Origin of the sequence: Sulfitobacter dubius (assembly GCF_027214245.1) — a bacterium.
GTDB classification, from domain to species: Bacteria; Pseudomonadota; Alphaproteobacteria; order Rhodobacterales; family Rhodobacteraceae; genus Sulfitobacter; species Sulfitobacter dubius_A.
This window is the reverse complement of sequence record NZ_JAPWHM010000001.1, coordinates 202140-225941: the sequence shown is the minus strand read 5'-3', so window position 1 is coordinate 225941 and position 23802 is coordinate 202140. Positions and strand designations below refer to the sequence as shown.

Sequence of the window (23802 nt, the reverse complement as noted above, 5' to 3'; positions counted from 1 at the left end):
CGGACTTTATATGACGGCTCGCTTGTTTCACGTTCCCTTGTCCCCCTTCTGTCGCAAGGTGCGGCTTAGCCTTGGGGAAAAGAAGATCGAAGTGGAACTGGTCGAGGAACGCTATTGGGAACAAGATCCCGATTTCCTGCGCCGCAATCCGGCGGGCAAGGTGCCTGTGCTGCGGCTTGACGGGATCATGATGGCGGAAAGCGCCGCGATCTGTGAGTATATCGAAGAGACCCGCCCAGAGGCGTCATTGCTGCCCAGCGACCCGGTGCAGCGCTTGGAAGTGCGCCGTCTGGTCAGCTGGTTCGACGACAAGTTCCACGACGAGGTGACCTCGAAGCTGCTGTACGAGCGGGTCAACAAGAAGGTCACCAAACAGGGCTACCCGGACAGCAAGAACGTAAAGGCCGGGGCCAAGGCGATCAAATATCACCTCGACTATATGGCGTGGCTGCTGGACCACCGCCGCTGGCTGGCGGGTGATGTGATGACGCTGGCCGATTTCGCCGCCGCCGCGCATCTGTCCTCGCTTGACTATATCTCGGACGTGGATTGGAACCGCTCTGACGTGGTCAAGGACTGGTACGCAAAGATCAAATCGCGTCCCGCCTTTCGGTCGATCCTCGCCGACCAATTGCCGGGCTTCCCGCCGCCGGTGCATTACAACAACCTCGACTTCTGATGCCTGCCCGCCCCCGCGCCGAGATCGGGCCGGAGGCCCTGAAGGCGCGGGTGGTGGCCCGGGCGCTTGAGGAAGGTTTCGTCGCCTGCCGCATTTGCCGCCCCGAAGACGTGCCCGAAATGCCCGAACGGCTCGCTCGCTTTGTCGAGGCGGGGTTTCACGGGCAGATGGGCTGGATGGAAGAGCGGATGCATTGGCGCGGCAATCCCGCCGCACTCTGGCCCGAGGCGCGGTCGGTCATCATGCTGGCCGAAAGCTACACCCCCGACCATGACCCTCGCGCGGTGTTGGAGCATCCCGACAAGGGCGCGATCTCGGTCTATGCGCAGGGGCGGGACTACCACGATATCGTCAAAAAACGGCTAAAGCGGCTGGCGCGTTGGCTGATGGAGGAGGCCCGTGCGGCTGACCCTGAGGTGAAGGTTTTCGTCGATACCGCCCCGGTGCCGGAAAAGGCGCTGGCGCAGGCGGCGGGGCTCGGCTGGCAGGGCAAACATACCAATCTTCTCAGCCGGAAATTCGGCAATTGGGCCTTTTTAGGATCTGTTTTCACCACGCTTGATCTCGCCCCCGATGCGTGGGAGGTCGACCACTGCGGGTCATGCCGCGCCTGCCTTGAGGCTTGTCCGACAGATGCCTTCCCTGCGCCCTATCAACTCGACGCGCGGCGCTGCATTTCCTATCTGACGATTGAGCATAAAGGGCCGGTCGATCTGGACCTGCGCGAGAAGATGGGCAACCGGATCTATGGCTGCGACGATTGCCTTGCCGCTTGCCCGTGGAACAAATTCGCCGTGGCGGCCAGTGATATGCGCTATCACGGCCCCGCTGTGCAGCCGGCGGACTTGGCAGAGTTGGCGGCGCTGGATGATACGGCGTTCCGCGCGCGCTATTCCGGCTCTCCGATTAAACGGATCGGGCGGGATCGCTTTGTGCGTAACGTCCTCTATGCCATCGGCAATTCCGGGCTGGCGCGGCTGCGCCCGGTGGCGCAATCTCTGACCGAAGACGCCGACCCCACCGTGGCCGATGCCGCGTGTTGGGCGGCAGAGCGGTTGGCATAGGAGGCACGCCCATGGCGGTGTTATTGGGTGTGGACACGGGCGGCACCTATACCGACGCGGTGCTGATCCGCGATGAGACAGAGGTGATCGCCTCGGCCAAGGCGCTGACGACCCGCGCCGATCTGGCTGTTGGCGTGGGCAATGCGGTCAGCGCAGTGCTGGCGCAGTCCGGTGTGGCGGCGGATCAGATCGCCATGGCTTCGCTCTCCACCACGCTGGCGACCAACGCGCTGGTCGAAGGGCAGGGTGGCCGTGTGGCGCTGATCTATGTCGGGTTTCGCGCGGCGGATCTTGAGGCGCATGGGCTGTCGGAGGCGCTGCGAGGTGACCCTTGCCTGCTGCTGGCTGGCGGGCACGACCATGCGGGGGCCGAGGTTGCACCGCTCGACGAAGCAGCGCTAATCGCCTTTTTAGAGACGCATGAGGCCGACGTAAGCGGCTTTGCCGTGGCCAGCCAATTCGCCACGCGCAATCCGGCCCACGAGCAGCGGGTTGCAGAACTGGTGGCAGCGGTCACGGGGCGTCCGGTGTCGGCGTCTCATAGTCTTTCGGCCAAGCTGAACGGGCCGAAGCGGGCGCTGACGGCTTTGCTGAACGCGCGGCTGATCGGCATGATCGACCGGCTGATTGGCCGGGCTGAGGATCAGTTGCGCAGCTTGGGCATCAACGCCCCGATGATGGTGGTGCGCGGTGACGGTGCCTTGATGTCGAGCGCACAGGCCCGCGAGCGCCCGATCGAGACGATTCTCAGCGGCCCTGCCGCGTCGCTCGTGGGCGCACGCTGGTTGACCGGGGCAGAGACGGCGCTGGTGTCGGATATCGGTGGGACGACGACCGATGTAGCGCTGTTGCGCGACGGTCGCCCGGCAATTGATCCGGCGGGTGCGCAGGTTGGCCCCTATCGAACCATGGTCGAGGCGGTGGCGATGCGGACCCGTGGCTTGGGCGGTGACAGCGAGGTGCATTTCACGTCCCAAGGTCTGACCGCGGGCGTGACCCTTGGGCCGAAGCGGCTGCTGCCGGTCTCTCTCCTCGCGGTGGAGGCGGGCGAGGTGGTGCATAGAGCTTTGGACGCCCAACTGCGGCGGAGTGTAGTGGAAGAGCATGATGGCCGTTTTGTGCGGGCTGTGTCGGGTCAGGAAGTCGAAGGTCTGGCCCCCCGCGACTTGGCCCTGCTGAAGCGGATCGGCACCGATGTCTGGCCCTTGGGCGACGTGCTGCGGAACCGGGTCGAACAGGGTGCTTTGGCCCGGCTGGTGGCGCGCGGGCTGGTGCAGGTGGCGGGGGTTACGCCCAGTGATGCGAGCCATGTCGCCGGGCATCTTGTCGCATGGGACAGTGTGGCTGCGCATAAGGCGTTGGCGTTGTTCGGACGCAAGCGCGGCGGCTCGGGCCTGCGGTTCTGCCCCGAGCCCGAGAGCCTTGCCAAAATCATCATCGATCAGCTGACCGATCAGACCGCTTTGACCCTGTTAGAGACTGCTTTCGCCGAAGAATCCCCCGCCTTCGACCTGCCGCCCGAGACCTTGGCACGGCATGTTTTGTTGCAGCGTGGCCTGTCGGGGCATCGCGGCGTGCTGCGGATTGATGCGGGCCTGAACTTGCCTGTCGTGGGCTTGGGCGCTTCGGCGGCGACCTACTACCCGGCGGTCGGAAAGAGACTGGGGAGCGGGATGATCCTGCCCGACCACGCCCATGTCGCCAATGCCATCGGTGCGGTGGTGGGGCGGGTGATCATGCGTGAAAGCGGCACTGTCACCGTCCCGCACGAAGGGGTATTTCGCGTTCATCTGGCCGATGGCCCACAGGATTTCCCGAATGCCGAACGCGCTCTGGCCGAAGCAGAGACTGCTTTGACCGAAACCGCCCGCGCGCGGGCCCAGTCAGCCGGGGCCGAACAGATCGAGTGCCACGTGACGCGCGATATTCGTATGGCCGAGATTGAGGGGCGGGAGGTGTTTGTCGAGGCCGCGCTTACCGTCGAAGCCTCGGGGCGGCCGCGCGTGGCGGCGGGCTGACCCCCGGCGCGGTGCCGGGGGCAGCACCGTTACTCAGCCGCTGCGCGTTTGGGCAGCACCCAATCGGCGCGCGGGAAATGGCAGGTGTAGCCATTGGGCAGACGTTCCAGATAGTCTTGATGCTCTGGCTCTGCTTCCCAGAAATCGCCGACGGGTTCGATCTCGGTCACGACTTTGCCCGGCCACAGGCCAGAGGCTTCGACATCGGCGATGGTATCTTCGGCGACCGCATTTTGTTTATCGTCGACATAGTAGATCGCGGAACGGTAGCTCATCCCACGGTCATTGCCCTGACGGTTCATCGTGGTGGGGTCGTGGATCTGAAAGAAGAACTCCAGCAACTCGCGGTAGGAGGTCTTTTCGGGGTCGAAGTTGATCTCGATCGCTTCGGCATGGGTGCCGTGGTTGCGGTAGGTCGCATTGGGCACGTCGCCGCCGGTATAGCCGACGCGGGTCGAGACCACACCGGGGCGGCGGCGGATCAGATCTTGCATCCCCCAGAAACAGCCACCAGCCAATACTGCGCGTTCGGTTGTCATGTCACATTCTCCACTTGGTTGAGATACTCGCCATAGCCTTCGGCCTCCATGTCGTCACGGTGCACGAAGCGCAAAGAGGCGGAGTTGATGCAATAGCGCAGCCCGCCGCGATCCGGTGGGCCGTCGGGAAAGACGTGGCCAAGGTGGCTGTCGCCGTGTTTGCTGCGCACCTCGGTGCGGACCATGCCGAGCGAGGCGTCTTCCAACTCTTCGACATAGGCAGGCACAATCGGTTTGGTAAAGCTGGGCCAGCCACAGCCGCTTTCGTATTTGTCACCGCTGGCGAACAAAGGCTCGCCCGAGACGATGTCGACGTAGATGCCCGGCTCTTTGTTGTTCAGGTATTTGCCGGTGCCGGGGCGTTCGGTGCCGCTGCGCTGCGTGACGTGGAATTCTTCGGGGCTCAGCGCATCAATCGCGGCGTTGGTTTTTTCGTATTGGGGCATGGCGTCCTCCATTCATGGGCTTGGCCTATTAGATGGGGTGTGGCGGTGAAATTCAAAGGGTTTGCGGCTCACACTGGCGTTATGCCTTGCGTTGCCGCGAGATCTGCACGGCAAGGATGCCCCCTGCGATGATGGCGACCCCAAGGATGTCGCGCGGACCCAGCGTTTCGCCCAGCAGCAGGGCCGCGATGGCCACGCCGAAGAACGGGTTGAGAAAGTGAAAGGTCGCCGCCCGCGTCGCCCCGATGCGGTTGACCAGCCAGAACCAGACCACAGTGGCGGCAAGGCCGGGGACGAGGCAGGTATAGGCGAAGGCGAGAGTGAGGCGCAGGCTGGGGTCGATGCGGGGCGTCTCGAACAGCAGGGTGGCGATGGAGAGGGCCACGCAGCCGACAAGCATTTGCAGGCCCACCACCATGAGGAAGTTGCCGCCCGAGGTCGCGCCGCGCACAAGCAGGGTGGCTGCGGTGAGGGCCACCACGCCGATGGCGCAAAGGATGAGGCCATAGAGGTCGACCTGCCCGCCAAGGCGCGCGCCCATGATGATGGCGACGCCAATGACACCGGCAAACAGTCCCGCAATGCCCAAGGGGCGCAGCTTTTCGCCCAAGAACGCCCATGCGGCGAAGCCCACAAGAAGCGGCATGGTGGAGGCGATGATCGCGGCGAGGGAGGCCTCAATGGTCTGCATGGCGATGAAGTTGAGACCGAGATAGACCGCGTTTTGCAGCACGCCGAAGATGATCGTCGCCCGCCATTGCGCGGGAGTGAGTCGCCAGCTTTGCCCCAAGGCCAGCGCGATTCCGACGCCGATCAGGCCAGAGATCAAGTAGCGCAGAGAGAGAGCCAGCAGGGGCGAGGCATCCATCACGATGATGCGGGCAGAGGTGAAGGCCGAGGACCACATCACGGCAAAGGCCAGTCCCATGAGAATTGCGCGGATGTCCATGAAATGCCCCCTGTGCTGAACTTGCTAAGCAATGGCGGGTTTGTTGGCGGAGGACAAGGTGGGTTTGGTGGGATGTTGTGGAGGGGGGGGGTAGGAATGTCCGGTTTTAATGTATACCACCCGGCCCGGAGACAAGCCGTAGGCGCCGGGCCATCGCCCGCCCGCCCCCCGGGTAGGCGATATGGCGAGGCTGGGTAGAACCTCGCGACCTCACATCATGGCTGAGCCATAAAGTGGCACGAAGCTAGCGTTGGATCGCCGACCCGCAGGCAGGCGATGACCCTGTCTTGCGGTATCTTTATACGGAAGAGGTGCGAGATCGCAAAGATGCGGGCGGGCGACGGCCCTCAGTATTCTCACAAAAAAGGGCCGCCCGAAGACGACCCTTTCGCAAACATTCAGCCCAGGGCTTACTCGTTCACGCTGTCCTTCAGTGCCTTCGCGATGGTCATCTTGACCACTTTGTCGGCGTCTTTTTTAAATTGCTCGCCAGTGGCGGGGTTGCGGACCATCCGCTCGGGGCGCTCACGGCAATAGATTTTGCCAACGCCCGGCAGGGTCACGGCACCGCCGGCGGACACTTCACGGGTGATCAGGTTGCAAACGGCGTCGAGCGCTGCGCCTGCGGATTTCTTGTCTGTGTCCATCTCTTCTGCCAGAGCAGCAACGAGCTGGGTCTTGGTCATCGGTTTTGCCATTTTATTCTCCTTAGACTGCCCGCTTTTTAGGGCCTCATGGCCGGAATGTAACGGTATGTTGTGGGATAACACAACGAATAGTGGCGCTATAAACGCGAAAACATGCGATTTTCCGCTGTTTTCGGCCCTATAGGAACGCCGTTTCGTCGAAGGATCGAAGTTTCCGGCTGTGGATCCGCTCCAGCGGCATGCGGCGCAGCAGCTCCATGGCGCGGATGCCGATCATCAGATGGCGGGCAACTTGGGTCTTGTAGAAGTCCGAAGCCATGCCAGGCAGTTTCAACTCCCCATGCAGCGGTTTGTCCGACACACACAGCAGCGTGCCATAGGGCACCCGGAAGCGATAGCCGTTTGCCGCGATGGTGGCACTTTCCATATCCAGCGCCACGGCGCGGGATTGGCTCAACCGCTGCACCGGGCCGGATTGGTCGCGCAATTCCCAGTTGCGGTTGTCGATGGTGGCGACGGTGCCGGTGCGCATGATGCGTTTAAGCTCATAGCCCTCAAGCTGGGTGACCTGCGCCACCGACTGCTCCAACGCGATCTGGATCTCGGCCAGCGCCGGGATCGGCACCCAGACCGGCAGGTCGTCATCCAGAACGTGATCCTCGCGCAGGTAGCCATGCGCCAGCACGAAGTCGCCCAGAGCCTGCGTATTGCGCAGCCCGGCACAGTGGCCGACCATCAGCCACGCATGGGGGCGCAGCACGGCGATATGATCGGTCGCTGTTTTGGCGTTGGATGGGCCGACGCCGATATTGACCAGTGTGATGCCCGAACCGTCGGCGCGTTTCAGGTGATAGGTCGGCATCTGCGGGGTCTTCAGCGTCTCTGCCAAGGGGGCATCGGGATCGGTGATCTCGGCATTGCCGGTCGAGACAAAGGCGGTATAGCCGCTTTCCGGGTCGCGCAGCATCTCGCGGGCGTATTGCTCGAACTCGGTCACATAGAACTGGTAGTTGGTGAACAGCACATGGGTCTGGAAATGCTCGGGGTCCGTGGCCGTGTAATGCGCCAGCCGCGCGAGCGAGTAATCGACCCGCTGCGCGGTAAAGGGCGCGAGCGGGCGCACGTCGTCCTCGGGCACATAGGTGCCGTTAACGATATCGTCATTGGTGGTCGACAGGTCCGGCACGTCAAAGACATCGCGCAGGGTGAAATCGGCGGCACCCTCTTGCGGTACGTTCAGCGCGTTGTCGCCGGACATGGCAAAATGCACCGGGATCGGCGTGGTCGAGGGGCCGACGATCACCGGCTGATCGTGGTTTTCGATCAACAGGCCGATCTGCTGGATCAGGTAATTCCGAAACAGATCAGGCCGGGTGATCGTCGCGGCGAAGGTGCCGGGGGAGGAGACATGCCCGAAAGACAGCCGCGTATCGACGTGGGCATAAGACGAGGTGCGAAACCGCAGTTCGGGATAAAAGGCACGCACGCGGGCATTGGGGGCCGAAGTCTCCATCGCCTTGGCAAAGGCATCATGCAGGAAGGTCGTGGCCTGCTGATAGAGTTCGGTCAGGCGGTCCACGGCAGCGGTCGCATCGCGGAAGCTTTCCGGGTTCGGGGTGTCCGGGGTCAGGATCGTTGTCATGTTTGCGGCTCTAACAATGGGATGATTTCAAATTTCTGCACATCGACCAGCCCAAGGTCCGAGATCCGCAACTCAGGGATCACCACAAGGGCCAAAAGCGAATGCTGCATATAGGCGTTGTTCAGCTTGCAGCCACAGTCGATCATCGCCTGCACAAGGGCTTCGGCATCGGCGGCGACCTCAGCGGCAGGGCGGTCAGACATCAACCCGGCGATGGGCAGGGCAACGAGCGCCAGTTCCTCGCCTTCGCGGAAGATCGTGATGCCTCCGCCGACTTCGCGCAGGCGGTTGGCGGCCAGCGCCATCTGCTCGGCATCGGTGCCCACGACGATCATGTGGTGGCTGTCATGCGCCACGGTCGAGGCCATGGCCATGCGCCCCTCATAGCCGAATCCCGAGACGAAAGCGTTGGTCACCTTCCCGGTGGCGCGGTGGCGTTCGACCAGTGCGATCTGGCAAACCTCGCCAGTGCCCTGCACGCGGCCTTCGGTCACGGGCAGTTCAAACTTCAGCGCGCGTGTAGGCGCTTGGTTTTCGACCACGCCGATGACATTGGCGGTGACTGCGTTCGCGCCTTCGGGTGCGGCGATGTCGAAGTCGTCGGCGCTCAGGTCTCGGGCCATGTTTACGGTCTGGCGAGCATTGTTAGGCCAGTCGAAATGCGGGCAATCGACAAGGCATTTGCCATCTTCCGCGACCACGTCGCCACGCGCGATCACCGTCTCTACCGGGAAGCTCGCAAGGTCCGATGTCAGGATCACATCTGCTCGGCGGCCGGGTGTGAGTGAGCCGATCTCACGCTCCAACCCGAAATGCGTCGCGGTGTTGATCGTCGCCATTTGCAAGGCAATCAACGGATCGCAGCCGCAGTCGATGGCATGACGCACCACCCGGTTCATATGCCCTTCGTTGGTGATGGTGCCCGAGTGGCTGTCATCGGTGCACAGGATCATGTTGCGCGGATCGAGCCCCTTTTCGGTGATCGCGGTGATCTGCGTCTTCACGTCATACCACGCCGAGCCGAGCCGGATCATCGACCGCATGCCCTGCCGCATCCGCGCCACGGCGTCGGCTTCGCAGGTGCCCTCATGGTCATCCGCCGGACCGCCCGCCACATAGGCAGCAAAGGCGGGGCCGAGGTCGGGAGAAGCGTAATGCCCGCCCACGGTCTTGCCCGCGCGTTGCGTCGCTGCAATCTCGGCCAGCATTTGCGGGTCGGCATTGCTGACACCGGGGAAGTTCATCATTTCGCCCAAGCCGACGATGCCGGGCCATGCCATTGCCTCGGCAACATCCTCGGCGGTGATCTCAAAACCCGTGGTTTCCAGCCCCGGAGCCGAAGGCGCGCAGGAGGGCATTTGCGTGAAGATGTTAATCGGCTGCATCAGCGCTTCGTCATGCATCATGCGCACGCCGTTCAGCCCCAGCACATTGGCGATCTCATGCGGGTCGGTGAAGGCCGATGTCGTGCCATGCGGGATCACGGCGCGGGCGAACTCCGCCGGGGTGAGCATGGTCGATTCAATATGCATATGCCCGTCGCAAAGACCGGGGACCATATAGCGGCCATTGGCCTCAATGATGCGGGTATCATCGCCGCGGCAGTGGCTGGCATCCGGCCCGACAAAGGCGATGCGCCCGGCGGCGATGGCGATGTCGTGATCGGGCAGGCATTCGCGGGTGTGCACATTCACCCAGATGCCGCCGGTAATGATCGTATCGGCCGCGCGCCGCCCAGCGGCGACCTCGACCAATTGTGCGGCCACATCGGGCCAAGTGGGGAACGTTTTATCTGTCATGTCCAAAGGTGCCATAGGGCCGGGGGAGGTTCAAGCGGGCCCGCGATATGAAAGGGCGCGGGATGTTGCCAGAACGCGCCCCTTGCGGCTAACTGGGGGCCAAGGCATTTACGGAACCATCTGATGAATTTTCTCTTTGTGCACCAGAACATGCCCGGCCAATACCGGGAGTTGGTGCAATGGCTGGCGCAGGCGGGCGGGCATCGGATTTATTTTCTGACCCAGCGTCAGAACGCCCCAAAACTGCCCGGCGTCGAAAGCCGGGTCTACCGCCCCCATCATCGGCCCGACGACAAAGCCTATGGCCTGTCGCGCGTTTGGGAAGAAGCCTCGGGCAATGGTTTCGGGGCCGTCAACGCGGCCCGGCAGATCGAAACGCAAGAGGGCTTTCGCCCCGACATCATCATCGGCCACGTCGGTTGGGGGGAGTTAAGCTTTTTCAAAGAGCTTTGGCCCGATGTGCCGATCATCGGCTATTTCGAGTATTACTATAACATGACCGGTGGCATGGTCGGCTTTGATCCAGCCGAGAAAATCTCGGCCCATGCGCCTTATCTTAACCATGCGCGCAATATCGTGCCGCTGGCCAATATCGAAACCGTCGATCTGGGCCACTGTCCGACCCATTGGCAACGTGACCGTTTTCCCGAAAGCTTTCACCGCAAGCTTTACGTCTGCCACGATGGCATCCGCACCGATCAACTATTGCCCGACCCGGATGTCAGCCTGCGGTTGGGGCGTCTGGCAGAGCCCGTGACGCGCGAGGATGAGATCATCACCTATGTCGCGCGCAATCTGGAAAAGACGCGGGGCTTTCACACGATGATGCGCGCCCTGCCGCGTATCTTGGCCGAGCGACCCGCTGCGCGGGTGGTGATCGTCGGCGGCAATGAGGTCAGCTACGGCAAGCAGAGCGATCATCCCGGCGGCCTGCGCGGAGAGATGGCGGCGGAGTTGCAGGATAGGGTCGATTGGGATCGCGTGCATTTCGTGGGCAAAGTGCCCTATCCCGACTTCAAGAAGCTGGTGCAGATCAGCCGCTGTCACATCTATCTGACGATGCCCTTCGTGCTGTCTTGGTCCCTGCTCGAAGCCATGTCGATGCAGGCGACGATCGTGGCCTCTGATGTGGCCCCGGTGCGCGAGGCGGTGAGCCATGGCAAGACCGGGCTGCTGGTGGATTTCTTTGACCCCGATGCACTGGCGGCGCAGGTGGTGGAGGTGCTTGCCAATCCGCAGGATCACGCCCATCTCGGCCCGGCGGCGCGGGCGCATGTGGTTGAGCATTACGATTTCCTTACCCGCTGCCTGCCCGAACACCTCGTGCGGATCAACGCATTGGTGCCCGACAGCAAACGGATAAGCTAGCGAGGATCAGTTGCCAAGGTTCCCAGCTGTGTTCACCAGCCCAAAGACCGATCCGACGAGGCCCAGAATGGTGCGCGTGTCCGATAGTGGGCTTTCGGTCGCAAGCACCAGATCGCCAGATTGAATGTGGAAATTCCGCGCCGAGAACAGCCCGTCAGATGTGGTCAGGTCCAGCGTGAACACCACCCGCGTGCGGCGCGGGCCGCGCGCCCCCGGCGCTGACCGCGCTGGCGGGGTATTCGCGCAGGATCAAGATGCCCTCGGGGTCGGCGCGGGATTCGTTTACCCCCCCGATGATCGCCAGCGCATCCAGCGCAGAGACCTCATCGCGGTTGAAGGGAAACTGTGCCTCTCTTCCGGCGGCACCCAGCGACAGGAAGTAACGGCGGTCATCCTCAATGATCAGTTTGTCGCCCCCGATCAGCCGGGTATCAAGGCTGGGGTTTTCGTAAAGCCGGTCGATCGACGTGGTATAGATGTTTGGGCCGCGCAGCAGTTTGACCTGCGGATTTTCGATGCCGCTTTGCACCCCGCCACCAGCCGAAATCGCCGCCAGCACGGTAAAGTTATTGTCGGGCATCAGGATGTTGCCGGGGCTGCTCACGCCGCTCACCAGATCGACGGAGTTGCTGCGCCCTTCGGTCATGGCCAGTTGCACTTGAGCCGAGGGCACGATCGTCTCAAGCCGACGCTGAAGCAATTGCCGCGCTGAATCCGGGGTCCGGCCCGAGACCTGAACCTTGCCGATATAGGGCATGAAAATCGTCCCGCTCTCCGAGACGCGAATGCCGGATAGTGTGGCAACCTGTTGGCTTGGTGACGTCAGCAGCGAGTTGTCGCTGCTGTCCCAAACCAGAATGTCCAACCGATCACCGGGGCGGATCACTTGGGCGTTCGACCCTCGGCTGGCACCGATCCAGCCATGGCGTCTTTCGCCGGTGCGGGGCCACTGAGCAACACTGGGCAGGAAGGCACGGGTGACGGGATAAACGGCGATATCGGCATCCGGCGCGGCCGCTTCCTCGGTGACCTCTTTTTGGATGGCTGCCCCACGCGGAAGGTTGCTGCATGCCGCCAGCGAGAAGGTCATCAGGGCCAAGAGGAACAGTTTGCTCAGGTGCTTCATGAGATGCGCAGTCGCTTTCTGGTGTTTCACCGGTAAACCGGGGTACTTGTGCCTGTATGCAGTGTTAATTGGCGGCTTGCAAAGGATGTTGTAAACCCGGCCCCCATCCGAAATTCTAGTCCCTCAGGATAGAGGCTGAACCTATGGCGTCAATGACTACAAAAGACAGCGCGGTTTCAAGCGGCCCGGCGGATTTTGACGCGGTTCTCTTGCTGGGCGCGACGGGGCGTTTGGGCAGCATGCTGCGCCGTCATTGGCCTGAACCGGAGGCTCTGCGCAGCCAGTCGCGGCAGCCACGACCCGGATTCTACAATTTCGATCTGCCAGCAGCGGGAGAGAGGCCAAGCGATGCGGCGATTTCCGCCGCGCGTGGGGCGCGGGCGGTGATCTCTTTGGCCGGGGTGACCCCGGCCCGGGCGGGGGGCTGCGGCGCACCGTTGGAGGATAACGTCACCCTCGCCCTCGCCGCGCTGAAACTGGCAGAGGCGGCGGCGGTCCCCCGGTTTTTTGTCGCCTCTTCGGCAGCGGTCTATGGCGCGCAAGACGGTCCGCTGCGAGAGGAAATGCCCTGCGCTCCGCTTTCGGAGTACGGCAGGCAGAAGCTGGCGATGGAACAAGCGGTGCGAGAAGCGCAAGGCAAGACTGCCGTCACCGCGCTGCGGATCGGCAATGTGGCCGGCGCGGATGCGATCCTTGGCGGCTGGCAACCGGCAATGCAGATTGATCGCTTCCCCGATGGCGCCACGCCTAGCCGCAGCTATATCGGGCCGGTGACCTTGGCGCGAGTGCTCTGCGCGCTCTGCCATGCGGACGACCTGCCGCCTGTTTTGAATATCGCGGCCCCCGGCGCGGTGCAAATGGGGGCGCTGCTTGATGCGGCGGGGCTGGCATGGCAGCCCAAACCGGCCCCGGCCACCGCCATTCCTGAGGTGCGGCTGGATACGAATGCGCTAGAATGCCACGTCGATTTCACGCCAGAAACTCAAACGCCCGCCGGTTTGGTACGTGAATGGCAGCAGGATATGAACAAACGATGAAGACCCTTCAATGACGTGGCACAAGCGCATCTTCGACCTGTTCTTCGCCAGCCTGCTTGTCGTCATCTTGGGGCCGATCCTTCTGGGGTTGCTGGTCTGGCTGCTGCTGAAAGAGGGGCGGCCGCTTTTTCATGTGGCCGAGCGGATGAAAACGCCTGATCAGAGTTTCAACCTTTGGAAACTGCGTACGATGACCGTGGCAGAGAAGGATCAGGGCGTATCGGGGGGCAACAAAGCCGCGCGGATCACCCCCACCGGCGCATGGCTCAGGGCGCGGCGCTTGGATGAGTTCCCCCAGCTTTGGAATATCCTGCGCGGCGATCTAAGCTTTGTCGGTCCCCGCCCGCCGCTGCGCGAATATGTGGAGCGTTTTCCCGAGGTCTATGCCGAGGTTCTGAAATCGCGGCCCGGCGTGACCGGGTTGGCCACGATCCGGTTCCACAAACATGAAGAACGGCTGCTGTCGCGCTGCGAGACCCCGGAAGAGACCGACCGTGTCTATTGTCGTATCTGCGTCCCGCGCAAAGCCCAACTTGATCTGATTTATCAGCGCCATCAAAGCACATGTTATGACTTTGATTTGGTGTTTCAAACTATTAGCAACCTTTTTAGACGCAGATGAAGGTGGCGGTGGCCCGCAGTGCTACCGGGGGGCAAATAGTTAAAAATTGGTGTTCTTAACAAAATCGTGGCATTGTTTGCTGAAAATTTAAGCGAATCCAGATTCGATTGATGACACATTGAGCGCTATTTACTGTTTTTGCGCTTGCTGGTGCTCAGAAAGAGCTCCATGGACGAAAGAGAGCTACTAATACGTTTCGGGCGCATCGCGGTCGCTAATATACACGTAGACAGGAGACGGCGCATGCTGAGCATCATCAAGTCGCTGACCAAACGGCAAAAGCGCGTGATCATGTTGGCGCTCGATTCCCTTTTAATCGTTGTCTCCACGATTGCCGCCTTGGCTGTGCGGGGGCTGCCTGAGCATCTTCTCGAAACACTCGCCAACTATGCTCCGGTTTTACCCCTTACCCTAATTGTTGGTGTGCTCGTATCAATCCGCTTGGGGGTCTGTAGCACACAGTTGAACGCCTATGAGACCGCAGCGGTCGGTAGCACCGCTATTTTGGGGACCACCCTTGCGGGCGTATCCCTGCTGGGCGCGTCCCTTCTCAGGCTGGGTTTCCCGCTGGGCGTGCATATCATGTTCGGGGCGATCTTTTTCTCTCTGGTGGTGCTGTCGCGGGTGATCTTGTTGCATATCGTGCTGCAAATCTACCGTACCGGCGACGCGCGCTGCCGTGTCCTGATTTATGGCGCGGGCACCACGGGGACACAGCTGGTCTCGGCGCTGCGCGGGCATGAAACGATTGAGCCTATTGCCTTTGTCGATGACAACATTGCGCTGCAAGGGCTCAACGTCTCAAAACTGCCGGTCTATTCCTCGCGCGGCATCGCTGAACTTGTCGTCGAAAAGCAGATCGACCGCGTGTTGCTGGCCGTGCCCTCGCTGAGCACCCCCAAACAGGCGCAGATCGCCCGACGGTTGGAGAAGCTGGGTCTGGAGGTGCAGACCCTTCCGTCCTTCGCACAACTGATCGGGGAAGAGGCTTTGGTCGACAAGCTTTCCCCCGTTTCTCCGCGTCGGTTCCTGAACCGCGATGAAATCACCCCTTTGATCAACGAAGGCGGAGAGAGCTATGCCGGTAAGGTGGTTTTTGTCTCAGGTGCAGGCGGCTCCATCGGGTCGGAGCTTTGCCGTCAGGTTCTGCTTTGTCGGCCCACCAAACTGGTGCTTTTCGAACTGAGCGAACTGGCCCTCTACAACGCCGACATGGAGATCCGGCAGTTGGCCGAGGGCAGCGACATCGAAATCGTCTCGGTCCTGGGTACGGTCACGGATACCCGGCAGCTGCGCAAAGTGCTGTCGCAGCACGGGGTCAATGTGATCCTTCATGCCGCCGCCTATAAACATGTCCCGCTGGTCGAGGCGAACCCGCTTTCGGGGCTGGTGAACAATGTTCTGGGCACACAGGCGCTGGCCGAGCAGGCCGCCCGCGCGGGCGTGGAGCGTTTCATTCTGGTATCGACCGATAAGGCCGTGCGCCCGACCAATATCATGGGTGGGTCCAAGCGGCTTGCCGAACTCGTCATTCAAGATATGGCGCGCAAATATGGCGGCGAGGGCGGTGTCATCTTTTCCATGGTCCGCTTTGGCAATGTGTTGGGGTCGTCCGGGTCTGTCGTGCCGCTGTTTCAAGAGCAGGTTAGCCGCGGCGGCCCGTTGACGGTGACGGATCGGGGCGTGGCGCGCTACTTTATGACGGTGGAAGAGGCCGTGCGTCTGGTCTTGCAGGCTGGATCGCTGGCCCAAGGGGGCGAGGTCTTTGTTCTGGACATGGGCAAGCCTGTGCCCATCTTGAAACTTGCGCGGCAAGTAATTGAAACGGCTGGTTATACCGTCCGGGACGAAGACAACCCCGACGGCGATATCGAGATCGAGATCACCGGCCTGCGCCCCGGCGAGAAGATGACCGAGGAGCTGACGCTGAGCGGTTTGCTCATCAACACGGCGCATCCCAAGATCTACTCCGCGCGGGAAAACGGATTGAACGAACTGGAAATCGCCTCGGTCCTGCGGGACTTGCGTGAAGCACTTGTTGCCAATGACGAAGATCTGGCCCGTCAGGTTGTCTACCGCTGGGTCGAAGGCTTCGCCCCGCCCGAGGCGCTGAGAAAATCCTCCTGATCCGACCGTTACATGTCGCGATATTGCCGCGGTCGCGGAGCGCGGCAAAACGGTGGCGGGACAGAGATTGATTTGCAGGGGCCGTCCGTGCCAAATCTAGCCAACAATATCGCAGGTAAGGGGCGCTTTGTGGATCAGCAGACGAAATTAGGAATGCGTAGGCTGAACCGTGGGCCGCTGGTGTCGATGCTCTTGGCGGGGGTGGCGCTGCCCGGTGTTGCGCTGGCTGATCCGACTTACGACATCTTTGATACCCCCGAGCGTCCTTCGCTCAACTTTTACGGCTCGCCGGGTCTGGTCGATATGCCAACCGCCCATGCACTGCCGGATGGGCAGCTTGCCATCGGGGTTTCTAACTTTGCAGGCATGACGCGCACCACCTTGACCTTTCAGGCCACACCGCGCCTGTCGGCCAGCTTTCGGTACGTTGGAATTCGGGATTGGACCGATGTCGTTCCCGGCAATTTCGATACCTATCGCGACCGAAGCTTTGACCTGCGCTATATGCTGAAAAAGGAAGACGCTTTCTGGCCTGCGATCACCGTAGGTTTGCAGGATTTCGCAGGCACTGGGATCTACGCGGGCGAATATGTCGTCGCGACCAAGACTTTCGACAACACGCTGCTGCCCGGGCGCGTCAAGGTGACTGGCGGTCTGGGCTAGGGGCGTCTGGGAAGCCACGGCAGCATCGGTGCGCCCTTTGGTGGCAACCGCGGCTCCTTTGTCGGGGGCAGCACGGGGGGCAAACCTTCGTTTGATCAATGGTTTCGCGGGTCGGCTGCGCCCTTCGCCGGGGTAGAGTGGGCGGTGAATGACCGTTGGACCCTCAAGGCGGAATACAGTTCCGACGCCTATGAAACCGAAGACGGCTCGCGCGAGATCTTTACCCGTAAATCGCAGTTCAACTTCGGCACCGAATACCAATATTCCGATGGGCTGCGGTTGGGGGCCTATTATCTCTATGGGTCCGAGATCGGGGTGAACCTGCAATACCAGTTGAACCCCCGCAAGCCGCTGACGCCGGTCAAGATTACCCCGGTCGCGCCGCTCAAGGTACGCCCCAGCCGCACGACCTCTCCGGCGGCTTGGGATACGCAATGGGCCGCCAGCACCAACCAGCAGCGCAGCCTGCGCGATCAGGTGAAAGAGGTGCTGGATGCCAGCGGTCTTTCCCTCGTGGCGCTGACGCTTGATTCCGCGAAGGCCGAATTGCGGTTGCGCAATGACCGGTATCAGGCCCCGGCGGTTGCTGTGGGGCGAGGTGCGCGCGCGCTGGCTTGGGTGCTGCCCGCCTCGGTTGAGACCTTCCGCGTCGTCTTGGTCGAAGAGGGTTTGGCGCAATCCGCCGTGACCCTGCGCCGCACTGACCTTGAGGCTTTGGAGTTTGACCCGCAGGCCGCCGACGCGCTGCTGGCGGTGGCGGGCATCGGTGAGGCCACCCCCCGACTGCCCGGCGCGATGGAAAATGACGACCTTTACCCCGATTTCGCCTGGTCCATCGGCCCCTATCTCTCGCCCAGCTATTTCGACCCGGATGAGCCGGTTCGCCTGGATGGCGGCGCTGAGGTCACGGCCAGCTATCGCCCCGCGCCGGGCTGGACCGTCGCAGGCGGTCTGAAGCACCGTCTTTTTGGCTCAGTGGGCGATAAGACGACGCCGAGCAATTCAAGGCTTCCCACCGTCCGCACCGAGGGGCCGCGCTATGCCCGCGAAGGCGAGACGATCATCGACAATGCCTATGTGAGCAAGCAATGGAAGCCCGGCAATGACCTCTATGCGCGGGTCACGGCAGGCTATCTTGAGCGGATGTTCGGGGGTGTTTCGGCCGAATTGCTGTGGAAACCCGTCAACAGCAATCTCGCTCTTGGGGTTGAGGCGAATTATGTGAAGCAGCGCGATTATGACGGTGCTTTGGGCTTTCTCGATTACAGCGTGGCGACGGGCCATGTCTCGGCCTATTACGCCTTTGGCGGCGGCTATCATGGTCAATTGGACGTGGGCCGCTATTTGGCCGGTGATGTCGGTGCGACCGTGACCCTGACGCGCGAATTTACCAACGGCTGGAAGGTCGGCGGCTTTTTCACCATCACGGATGTCTCGGCCGAAGAGTTTGGCGAGGGGTCTTTTGACAAGGGCATCAACCTGACGATCCCCATCGGTTGGTTCTTGGGCGAGCCGGATAAACGCAGCGTGTCTACCACGATCCGACCGATCCAGCGGGATGGCGGGGCGCGGCTTCAGGTGCCGGGCCGGCTTTATGAACAGGTGCGCAGTGGCCATCGCAATTCACTGGAAGATCAATGGTCGAGGGTCTGGGAATGAAGCATTTTGCAACCGGTCTTTTGTTGATCGCCAGCCTAACCTTGAGCGCCTGTGCGGGCGGAGGGCGCGAAGAGGAACGCAGCCCACTGCTCAGCGCGGGCAGCACGTTGTTTAGCATTCTCAAAGACCGCACCGGACCCGAGGCGCCAGCCAAGGGGCGGGTAACAGTGACGCGCACGCTGCTGGATCAGACGCCCGGCGCGGTGATGCAGGTCGTGCCGGAAAACACCGGGCTGCAGGACTTTCTGAAACGTGTCGCTCGGCGGTCTGATGGCACGCCGGGGATGGTAGAGGTCTGGCAATCCACGGATCAGGCTCAGATCGTCCTGCGCGAAGGCGTGCTGGTCGGCACCAAGGGGCTTGGTGGCGACATGCGCTCGGCCCAAGCGCAAACGGTGATCGCGGCGCTGGACGGGCAGGGCGGCGGCGGTGAAAGGTTGATCACGCTGGCGCGGCTGGATGGCACGGCACAGACGGTGCCCTTTGCCTGCGACGTGACGCATCTGGGTCCAGAAACGATCCAGATCGTGGACCGTCGCCTGTCCGTGCGTCATTTTCGTGAGGACTGCGTTTATGGCGCAACGACCTTCAGCAATGACTATTGGGCCGAGGTCGGCACCGGCAAACTCCGCCGTTCGCGGCAATGGGCCGGGCCGCAATTCGGCTATATGGCGATTGAACTTCTGAAAGATTAAATCCCCGCTTGGCGCTTGTGATCGCGGCCCGCGCGGGCCACTTTGGCGAGATGGACAAAACGCTTCTTTCCCTTGGGCATGGCTATAGCGCGCGCGCATTGGCCGCCCGGTTGATCCCGCAGGGCTGGCGCATCATCGGCACCACGCGCAGCCCTGAAAAGCTTAAAGAGATTGCCGCGACGGGGGTGGAGCCGACGCTCTGGCCCGGCGCCGATCTGAGCGCGCTTTTGCAAGAGGTGCCGAACCTGCTGGTCTCTGCCGGGCCGGGGTCGGAGGGCGATCCGGTCCTGCTGGAGTTGCAGGATCAGATCACCGCCGCCGCCCCGCAACTGCGGTGGGTGGGCTATCTGTCGACTACGGGCGTCTACGGCGACCACGGCGGCGATTGGGTGGACGAGACCACGCCGCTTGCGCCCTCCACCCGACGCGGCGCGGCGCGGGTGCAGGCCGAGACGGCATGGGGCGCGATCCCCAACCTGCCGCTGCATATCTTTCGGCTGGCGGGCATCTACGGCCCCGGACGCGGGCCATTTGCCAAGGTGCGCAAGGGCACGGCGCGGCGCATCATCAAGCAGGGCCAAGTCTTTTCGCGGATCCATGTGGAGGATATCGCACAAGCGCTGGAATTGTCTCTGGCAAAACCGCAACCGGGGGCGATCTACAACCTGTGCGACGACGACCCCGCTCCGCCCCAAGATGTAATCGGCCATGCCGCCGCTCTTTTGGGCCTGCCCCTGCCCCCGGCGGTGGATTTCGACGCGGCCGAGATGACCCCCATGGCCCGCAGTTTCTACGCGGAGAGCAAGAAGGTCCGGAACGATCACGCTAAGGCGGCGTTGGGCTGGCAACCGATCTACCCTGATTATCGCTCGGGTCTGGCCGCGCTGCTGGGGGCGGATGACTGAACCCGTGGCACCGCCCGAGGCATCGAATGCGTCAAGACGAACACACGTTGGCCTATCTGCTCGACAGTATGGAGCGCGCGGCAGAGAAGGAAGCGGTGTCGATCAACGATGTATTGCACGAGATCGGCGACCGTTCCATCACGCCGTTGATCCTGATTGTCGCCTTGTTGCTGGTCTCGCCCTTGTCGGGCATTCCCGGCGTATCAACCCTAGCGGCGGTGACGATCATCCTTTTGGCGGTGCAGGCCGTTACCGGGCGGCGCAGGCTTTGGATGCCGCAGTTTCTGTTGCGGCGAGAGGTCGCGGGCCATCGGTTAAGCGGCTGCGTGCGTTTTTTGCGCCGTCCCTGCGCCTTTGTCGACGGGCGCTGCAAGCCGCGTCTTCAGTTCCTCACCACCGGCCCGATGCGTTTCATCACGCTTGTCGTGGTCACGATCATCCCGCTCGGCTGGCCCTTTATGGAGGTCTTGCCGATGATGTCGTCGCTCGGCGCTGGCACTGTGGCGCTGCTGGTTTTCGGCCTTTTCACCCGCGACGGGCTCTACGTGCTTTTGGGCTATCTCTGCGTGGCGATCACGCTGGTCGCGGGCGGTCTGCTGGTGCTGACCGCCACCAGTTAGGCGCGCTGCGCGCCTAACTCAGCAACGCCGAGCACGTCGAGCACCTTGGCAGTGATCTGTTTAGCGTTCATCCCCGCCACGGCGTACATATCCGCTGGGCTGGCCTGATCAATGAAAGTATCGGGCAGCACCATGGAGCGGAACTTAAGCCCCTTATCAAAGACCGCCTCATCCGCCAGCAGTTGCGCTACATGGCTGCCAAAGCCGCCCACGGCACCCTCTTCGATGGTGATGAGTGCTTCGTGCTCGGCGGCCAGTTTCAGGATCATGTCGCGGTCCAGCGGCTTGGCAAAACGCGCATCGGCGATAGTGGGGGTGATGCCCTTGGCGCTAAGCTGCTCGGCGGCCTTCTCAACTTCTTCGAGCCGCGTGCCGAACGACAGAAGCGCGACCTTGCTGCCTTCGGAAATGATCCGGCCCTTGCCGATCTCCAGCGGGGTGCCGCGCTCTGGCATCTCAACGCCGCGCCCCTCACCTCGCGGATAGCGGAAGGCGATGGGGCCGTCGTCATGGGCCGCGGCGGTGGCGACCATGTGGCGCAACTCGGCCTCATCGGCGGCGGCCATCACCACGAAACCCGGCAGATTGGCGAGGAAGGCCACGTCGAAGGCGCCCGCGTGTGTTGGCCCGTCGGCCCCCACCAGCCCGGCGCGGTCGATCGCGAAACGCACGGGCAGGCGCTGGATTGCGACATCATGCACGACTTGGTCGTAACCGCGTTGCAGGAAGGTGGAATACATCGCGCAGAAGGGTTTCATCCCCGCCGCCGCCAGCCCCGCACAAAAGGTCACACCATGCTGTTCGGCGATGCCCACGTCGAAACAGCGGCTGGGGTAGCGTTCGGCAAAAAGATCTAGCCCGGTGCCATCGGGCATCGCGGCGGTCACGGCGCAGATCTTGTCGTCCTCGGCGGCCTCGGCCAGCAGGCTGTCGGCGAAAACGCGGGTATAGCTCGGCGCGTTGGAGGGGGCTTTCTTTTGCTCGCCCGTCACCACGTTGAACTTGGCCGTGGCATGGCCGCGATCCCGGGCGGCTTCGGCAGGGCCATAGCCTTTGCCCTTTTGCGTCTGGATATGGATCAGGATCGGCCCGGTCGCACGTTGATGGACGGTGCGCAGCACGGGCAGCAACTGGTCCATGTCATGCCCGTTGATCGGCCCGAGATAGGAGAACCCGAGGTTCTCGAACAGGGTGCCGCCGACCGCCATGCCCTTCAGCATATCCTTGGCGCGTTTGGCACCCTCGCGGAAAGGTTCGGGCAGCAGGCTCACCGCGCCTTTGGCGGCGGCTTTGAAGTCCTGAAACGGCGCTTCGGCATAGAGGCGGCTGAGGTAGCTCGACATCGCGCCGACGGGCGGGGCGATGGACATCTCATTGTCGTTGAGGATTACGATCAACCGTTTTTTCAGGTCGCCCGCGTTGTTGAGCGCCTCATAGGCCATGCCTGCGCTCATCGCGCCGTCACCGATCACGGCAATCGCGTCGCCCAGTCCTTCGGGGATCACACCACCCAGATCGCGGCCTACGGCAAAGCCGAGCGCGGCGGAAATCGAGGTCGAACTATGCGCCGCACCGAAGGGGTCGTAGGGGGATTCGCTGCGTTTGGTGAAGCCCGACAGCCCGTCCTTCATCCGCAGGCTGCGAATACGGTCGCGGCGTTCGGTAAGGATCTTGTGCGGGTAGCACTGGTGGCTGACATCCCAGATGATCTTGTCGCGCGGTGTGTCAAAGACCGCATGCAGCGCCACGGTCAGTTCCACCACGCCAAGCCCCGCGCCGAGATGCCCGCCGGTTTCCGACACGGCCGAGATCGTCTCGGCCCGCAGTTCACGCGCGACTTGGGTCAGTTCGGCATCGGACAGGCGTTTCAGGTCCGCAGGGCGGGTGACCTGATCAAGCAGGGGGGTGGCGGGTTTGTCACTCATCGGGGCCTCTCTGGTGCCGCATTGGCGCATGTGCCGCCCGGCTAGCTGTCGCGGGCAATAACGAAGGCGGCAGCGGCTCGCAAGCTCTGCGCCTCTGGTCCATATTCAGATAGGGCGTCGCAGGCCAAGTCCACCAATTCGGCGGCGCGGGTCTTGGCCCCGGCCAGACCGAGGTGGGACACAAAGGTCGCTTTTCCCGCTGCGTCGTCTTTGCCCACGGCTTTGCCCACGGTCTCGGCGTCGCCTTCAACGTCAAGGATGTCATCGGCGATCTGGAACGCAAGGCCAAGGTGTTTGGCGTAAGCCCCAAGCGCCGTGGCATCGGCTCCGGCCATGCGTGGGCCAGCCATGGCCGACCATTCAATCAGCGCGCCGGTCTTGCCTGCCTGAAGTGCCGTGATCTCGGCCAGCGACAGCGGCGCGGGGGCGGTTTCGGCGGCGATGTCCAGCGCTTGGCCGCCGACCATGCCGCCGACGCCTGCCGCTTGGGCGAGGCTGGTCATCAGGGTCAGACGCGCCTCCGCAGGGCAGGCGAGTTGCCCGAGTAGTTCAAAGCCCAGCGTTTGCAGCGCGTCACCTGCCAGAACGGCGGTGGCCTCATCCCATTTGCGGTGCACCGTAGGTTGGCCCCGGCGCAAATCGTCGTCGTCCATACAGGGCAGATCGTCATGCACCAGCGAATAGGCATGCAGCGCCTCAATGGCCGCAGCGGCTGGGGCGGCCATGCCGGGGGCGATGCTATGCAGCCGGGCGGATTCGATTACCAGAAAGCCGCGCAGCCCCTTGCCACCGCCGCAGGCATAGCGCATCGCCTCGGCGACCGGGCCTGTACGCTCGGCCAAGGCCGCTTCGATCTGCGCCTGTGCCAGATCACGGGCATGGGCAAGCGCCTCTGCCAAGGGACGGGGGGTGGGCTGGAAGGTCATGCAGCCGGTCAAAGCCCTTCGACGGGTTTCAGCCCATTGGGGTTGCCATCGCCATCAAGGGTGATCGCGGCGACCTTTTCTTCGGCCTCTTTCAGCTTGGTCTCGCAGCGCGCCTTAAGCTTCGCCCCGCGTTCGTAAAGCGCGATGCTTTCGTCCAGCGCGACATTGCCGTTTTCAAGCTGGCCCAACACTTTTTCAAGCTCGGCCATGGCGGTCTCAAAGTTCATCTCTTCTACGGGTGTGTCAGACATTGCGCGCCTCGTTGGTCGGAATTTCGCGCGACAATAGTGCTTCGCGCCGGGCATTGCCAGCGGGCTGGCCTTATGAATTTTACCTATGTGTTTCG

General features: G+C 62.5%; 21 protein-coding genes and 1 pseudogene. 11 read left to right on the top strand and 11 right to left on the bottom strand.

Features of this window, described 5'->3' with window-relative positions; genetic code table 11:
• The first annotated feature begins 10 nt into the window (after nt 1–10).
• From O4H31_RS01135 to O4H31_RS01125, 3 genes are read left to right on the top strand one after another with little or no spacing between them, the layout of a single operon-like run.
• Nucleotides 11–679 (top strand): glutathione S-transferase family protein, encoded by a 669-nt coding sequence (locus O4H31_RS01135; protein WP_067624607.1) that lies wholly within the window; start codon nt 11–13, stop codon nt 677–679.
• Entirely contained in the window at nt 679–1743 is a 1065-nt protein-coding gene (gene queG, locus O4H31_RS01130) for a tRNA epoxyqueuosine(34) reductase QueG (protein WP_269341958.1), read from the top strand. Before O4H31_RS01135 ends, queG begins: the two co-directional genes overlap by 1 nt.
• A gap of 11 nt (nt 1744–1754) precedes the next feature.
• Nucleotides 1755–3761 (top strand): hydantoinase/oxoprolinase family protein, encoded by a 2007-nt coding sequence (locus O4H31_RS01125; RefSeq protein ID WP_269341956.1) that lies wholly within the window; start codon nt 1755–1757, stop codon nt 3759–3761.
• A gap of 29 nt (nt 3762–3790) precedes the next feature.
• Here the strand turns inward: O4H31_RS01125 and msrA are convergent, their stop codons facing one another.
• The 6 genes from msrA to ade form a co-directional block, all read right to left on the bottom strand.
• Nucleotides 3791–4300 carry a peptide-methionine (S)-S-oxide reductase MsrA gene (gene msrA, locus O4H31_RS01120; RefSeq protein WP_269341954.1) on the bottom strand — a complete coding sequence of 170 codons (510 nt, stop codon included), beginning with the start codon at nt 4298–4300 and terminating at the stop codon, nt 3791–3793.
• The gene (gene msrB / locus O4H31_RS01115) at nt 4297–4746 is read right to left on the bottom strand and encodes a peptide-methionine (R)-S-oxide reductase MsrB (protein WP_067624619.1); all 450 of its coding nucleotides are present in this window, start codon (nt 4744–4746) and stop codon (nt 4297–4299) included. Before msrB ends, msrA begins: the two co-directional genes overlap by 4 nt.
• A 79-nt stretch (nt 4747–4825) precedes the next feature.
• Nucleotides 4826–5695, bottom strand: a complete 870-nt coding sequence (locus O4H31_RS01110; protein WP_067942611.1) for a DMT family transporter — start codon at nt 5693–5695, stop codon at nt 4826–4828.
• A 410-nt stretch (nt 5696–6105) separates the two neighbouring features.
• Nucleotides 6106–6393 (bottom strand): HU family DNA-binding protein, encoded by a 288-nt coding sequence (locus O4H31_RS01105; RefSeq protein WP_007118569.1) that lies wholly within the window; start codon nt 6391–6393, stop codon nt 6106–6108.
• Nucleotides 6394–6520: 127 nt separating this feature from the next.
• Nucleotides 6521–7984: an AMP nucleosidase gene (locus O4H31_RS01100; protein ID WP_269341944.1), complete on the bottom strand. Its 1464-nt coding sequence runs from the start codon at nt 7982–7984 to the stop codon at nt 6521–6523.
• Nucleotides 7981–9783 (bottom strand): adenine deaminase, encoded by a 1803-nt coding sequence (ade, locus tag O4H31_RS01095; RefSeq protein ID WP_269341942.1) that lies wholly within the window; start codon nt 9781–9783, stop codon nt 7981–7983. Before ade ends, O4H31_RS01100 begins: the two co-directional genes overlap by 4 nt.
• 123 nt (nt 9784–9906) lie before the next feature.
• Here ade and O4H31_RS01090 point away from each other — a divergent pair, with 123 nt between their 5' ends.
• Nucleotides 9907–11151, top strand: coding sequence for a glycosyltransferase family 4 protein (locus O4H31_RS01090; RefSeq protein ID WP_269341940.1), 1245 nt, complete (start codon nt 9907–9909; stop codon nt 11149–11151).
• A gap of 6 nt (nt 11152–11157) precedes the next feature.
• On the opposite strand, the gene O4H31_RS19650 is transcribed toward O4H31_RS01090, so the two are convergent.
• A complete protein-coding gene (locus O4H31_RS19650) occupies nt 11158–11334 on the bottom strand; it encodes a hypothetical protein (RefSeq protein WP_331283695.1) in 177 nt (58 codons plus the stop codon).
• Nucleotides 11306–12277, bottom strand: a complete 972-nt coding sequence (locus O4H31_RS01085; RefSeq protein ID WP_331283694.1) for a polysaccharide biosynthesis/export family protein — start codon at nt 12275–12277, stop codon at nt 11306–11308. Before O4H31_RS01085 ends, O4H31_RS19650 begins: the two co-directional genes overlap by 29 nt.
• A 152-nt stretch (nt 12278–12429) precedes the next feature.
• On the opposite strand from O4H31_RS01085, the gene O4H31_RS01080 reads away from it, so the two are divergent.
• The 7 genes and pseudogenes from O4H31_RS01080 to O4H31_RS01050 all read left to right on the top strand — a co-directional run bounded on the left by O4H31_RS01080 (nt 12430) and on the right by O4H31_RS01050 (nt 20605).
• Complete coding sequence (locus O4H31_RS01080; RefSeq protein WP_269341938.1) at nt 12430–13314, top strand: NAD-dependent epimerase/dehydratase family protein; 885 nt, start codon at nt 12430–12432, stop codon at nt 13312–13314.
• A gap of 10 nt (nt 13315–13324) precedes the next feature.
• The gene (locus O4H31_RS01075; protein WP_269341936.1) at nt 13325–13936 is read left to right on the top strand and encodes a sugar transferase; all 612 of its coding nucleotides are present in this window, start codon (nt 13325–13327) and stop codon (nt 13934–13936) included.
• A 243-nt stretch (nt 13937–14179) separates the two neighbouring features.
• Nucleotides 14180–16063: a polysaccharide biosynthesis protein gene (locus O4H31_RS01070; protein ID WP_269341934.1), complete on the top strand. Its 1884-nt coding sequence runs from the start codon at nt 14180–14182 to the stop codon at nt 16061–16063.
• Nucleotides 16064–16075: 12 nt separating this feature from the next.
• A pseudogene (locus O4H31_RS01065) lies at nt 16076–18385 on the top strand (YjbH domain-containing protein).
• Nucleotides 18382–19080 (top strand): YjbF family lipoprotein, encoded by a 699-nt coding sequence (locus tag O4H31_RS01060; RefSeq protein ID WP_269341932.1) that lies wholly within the window; start codon nt 18382–18384, stop codon nt 19078–19080. Before O4H31_RS01065 ends, O4H31_RS01060 begins: the two are co-directional and overlap by 4 nt.
• Nucleotides 19081–19130: 50 nt before the next feature.
• Nucleotides 19131–19985 (top strand): SDR family oxidoreductase, encoded by an 855-nt coding sequence (locus O4H31_RS01055; protein WP_269342989.1) that lies wholly within the window; start codon nt 19131–19133, stop codon nt 19983–19985.
• Between the two features lie 26 nt (nt 19986–20011).
• On the top strand, nt 20012–20605 hold the full coding sequence (locus O4H31_RS01050; RefSeq protein ID WP_269341930.1) for an exopolysaccharide biosynthesis protein: 594 nt from the start codon (nt 20012–20014) through the stop codon (nt 20603–20605).
• Here O4H31_RS01050 and dxs read toward each other — a convergent pair.
• Genes dxs through O4H31_RS01035 form a run of 3 tightly spaced genes read right to left on the bottom strand, consistent with a single transcriptional unit; the run spans nt 20602 to nt 23707 of the window.
• Nucleotides 20602–22530 carry a 1-deoxy-D-xylulose-5-phosphate synthase gene (dxs, locus tag O4H31_RS01045; protein ID WP_269341928.1) on the bottom strand — a complete coding sequence of 643 codons (1929 nt, stop codon included), beginning with the start codon at nt 22528–22530 and terminating at the stop codon, nt 20602–20604. The two genes, O4H31_RS01050 and dxs, sit on opposite strands and share 4 nt — an antisense overlap.
• 41 nt (nt 22531–22571) lie before the next feature.
• Complete coding sequence (locus O4H31_RS01040) at nt 22572–23456, bottom strand: polyprenyl synthetase family protein (RefSeq protein ID WP_269341926.1); 885 nt, start codon at nt 23454–23456, stop codon at nt 22572–22574.
• Between the two features lie 8 nt (nt 23457–23464).
• Nucleotides 23465–23707: an exodeoxyribonuclease VII small subunit gene (locus tag O4H31_RS01035; RefSeq protein WP_067264990.1), complete on the bottom strand. Its 243-nt coding sequence runs from the start codon at nt 23705–23707 to the stop codon at nt 23465–23467.
• Nucleotides 23708–23802: the final 95 nt, after the last annotated feature.

Bases quoted from the DNA above. Each gene is read 5' to 3' on its own strand.
- O4H31_RS01135 (WP_067624607.1), top strand. From the start codon at position 11: ATGACGGCTCGCTTGTTTCACGTTCCCTTGTCCCCCTTCTGTCGCAAG.
- queG (WP_269341958.1), top strand. From the start codon at position 679: ATGCCTGCCCGCCCCCGCGCCGAGATCGGGCCGGAGGCCCTGAAGGCG.
- O4H31_RS01125 (WP_269341956.1), top strand. From the start codon at position 1,755: ATGGCGGTGTTATTGGGTGTGGACACGGGCGGCACCTATACCGACGCG.
- msrA (WP_269341954.1), bottom strand. From the start codon at position 4,300: ATGACAACCGAACGCGCAGTATTGGCTGGTGGCTGTTTCTGGGGGATG.
- msrB (WP_067624619.1), bottom strand. From the start codon at position 4,746: ATGCCCCAATACGAAAAAACCAACGCCGCGATTGATGCGCTGAGCCCC.
- O4H31_RS01110 (WP_067942611.1), bottom strand. From the start codon at position 5,695: ATGGACATCCGCGCAATTCTCATGGGACTGGCCTTTGCCGTGATGTGG.
- O4H31_RS01105 (WP_007118569.1), bottom strand. From the start codon at position 6,393: ATGGCAAAACCGATGACCAAGACCCAGCTCGTTGCTGCTCTGGCAGAA.
- O4H31_RS01100 (WP_269341944.1), bottom strand. From the start codon at position 7,984: ATGACAACGATCCTGACCCCGGACACCCCGAACCCGGAAAGCTTCCGC.
- ade (WP_269341942.1), bottom strand. From the start codon at position 9,783: ATGACAGATAAAACGTTCCCCACTTGGCCCGATGTGGCCGCACAATTG.
- O4H31_RS01090 (WP_269341940.1), top strand. From the start codon at position 9,907: ATGAATTTTCTCTTTGTGCACCAGAACATGCCCGGCCAATACCGGGAG.
- O4H31_RS01085 (WP_331283694.1), bottom strand. From the start codon at position 12,277: ATGAAGCACCTGAGCAAACTGTTCCTCTTGGCCCTGATGACCTTCTCG.
- O4H31_RS01080 (WP_269341938.1), top strand. From the start codon at position 12,430: ATGACTACAAAAGACAGCGCGGTTTCAAGCGGCCCGGCGGATTTTGAC.
- O4H31_RS01075 (WP_269341936.1), top strand. From the start codon at position 13,325: ATGACGTGGCACAAGCGCATCTTCGACCTGTTCTTCGCCAGCCTGCTT.
- O4H31_RS01070 (WP_269341934.1), top strand. From the start codon at position 14,180: ATGCTGAGCATCATCAAGTCGCTGACCAAACGGCAAAAGCGCGTGATC.
- O4H31_RS01060 (WP_269341932.1), top strand. From the start codon at position 18,382: ATGAAGCATTTTGCAACCGGTCTTTTGTTGATCGCCAGCCTAACCTTG.
- O4H31_RS01055 (WP_269342989.1), top strand. From the start codon at position 19,131: ATGGACAAAACGCTTCTTTCCCTTGGGCATGGCTATAGCGCGCGCGCA.
- O4H31_RS01050 (WP_269341930.1), top strand. From the start codon at position 20,012: ATGCGTCAAGACGAACACACGTTGGCCTATCTGCTCGACAGTATGGAG.
- dxs (WP_269341928.1), bottom strand. From the start codon at position 22,530: ATGAGTGACAAACCCGCCACCCCCCTGCTTGATCAGGTCACCCGCCCT.
- O4H31_RS01040 (WP_269341926.1), bottom strand. From the start codon at position 23,456: ATGACCTTCCAGCCCACCCCCCGTCCCTTGGCAGAGGCGCTTGCCCAT.
- O4H31_RS01035 (WP_067264990.1), bottom strand. From the start codon at position 23,707: ATGTCTGACACACCCGTAGAAGAGATGAACTTTGAGACCGCCATGGCC.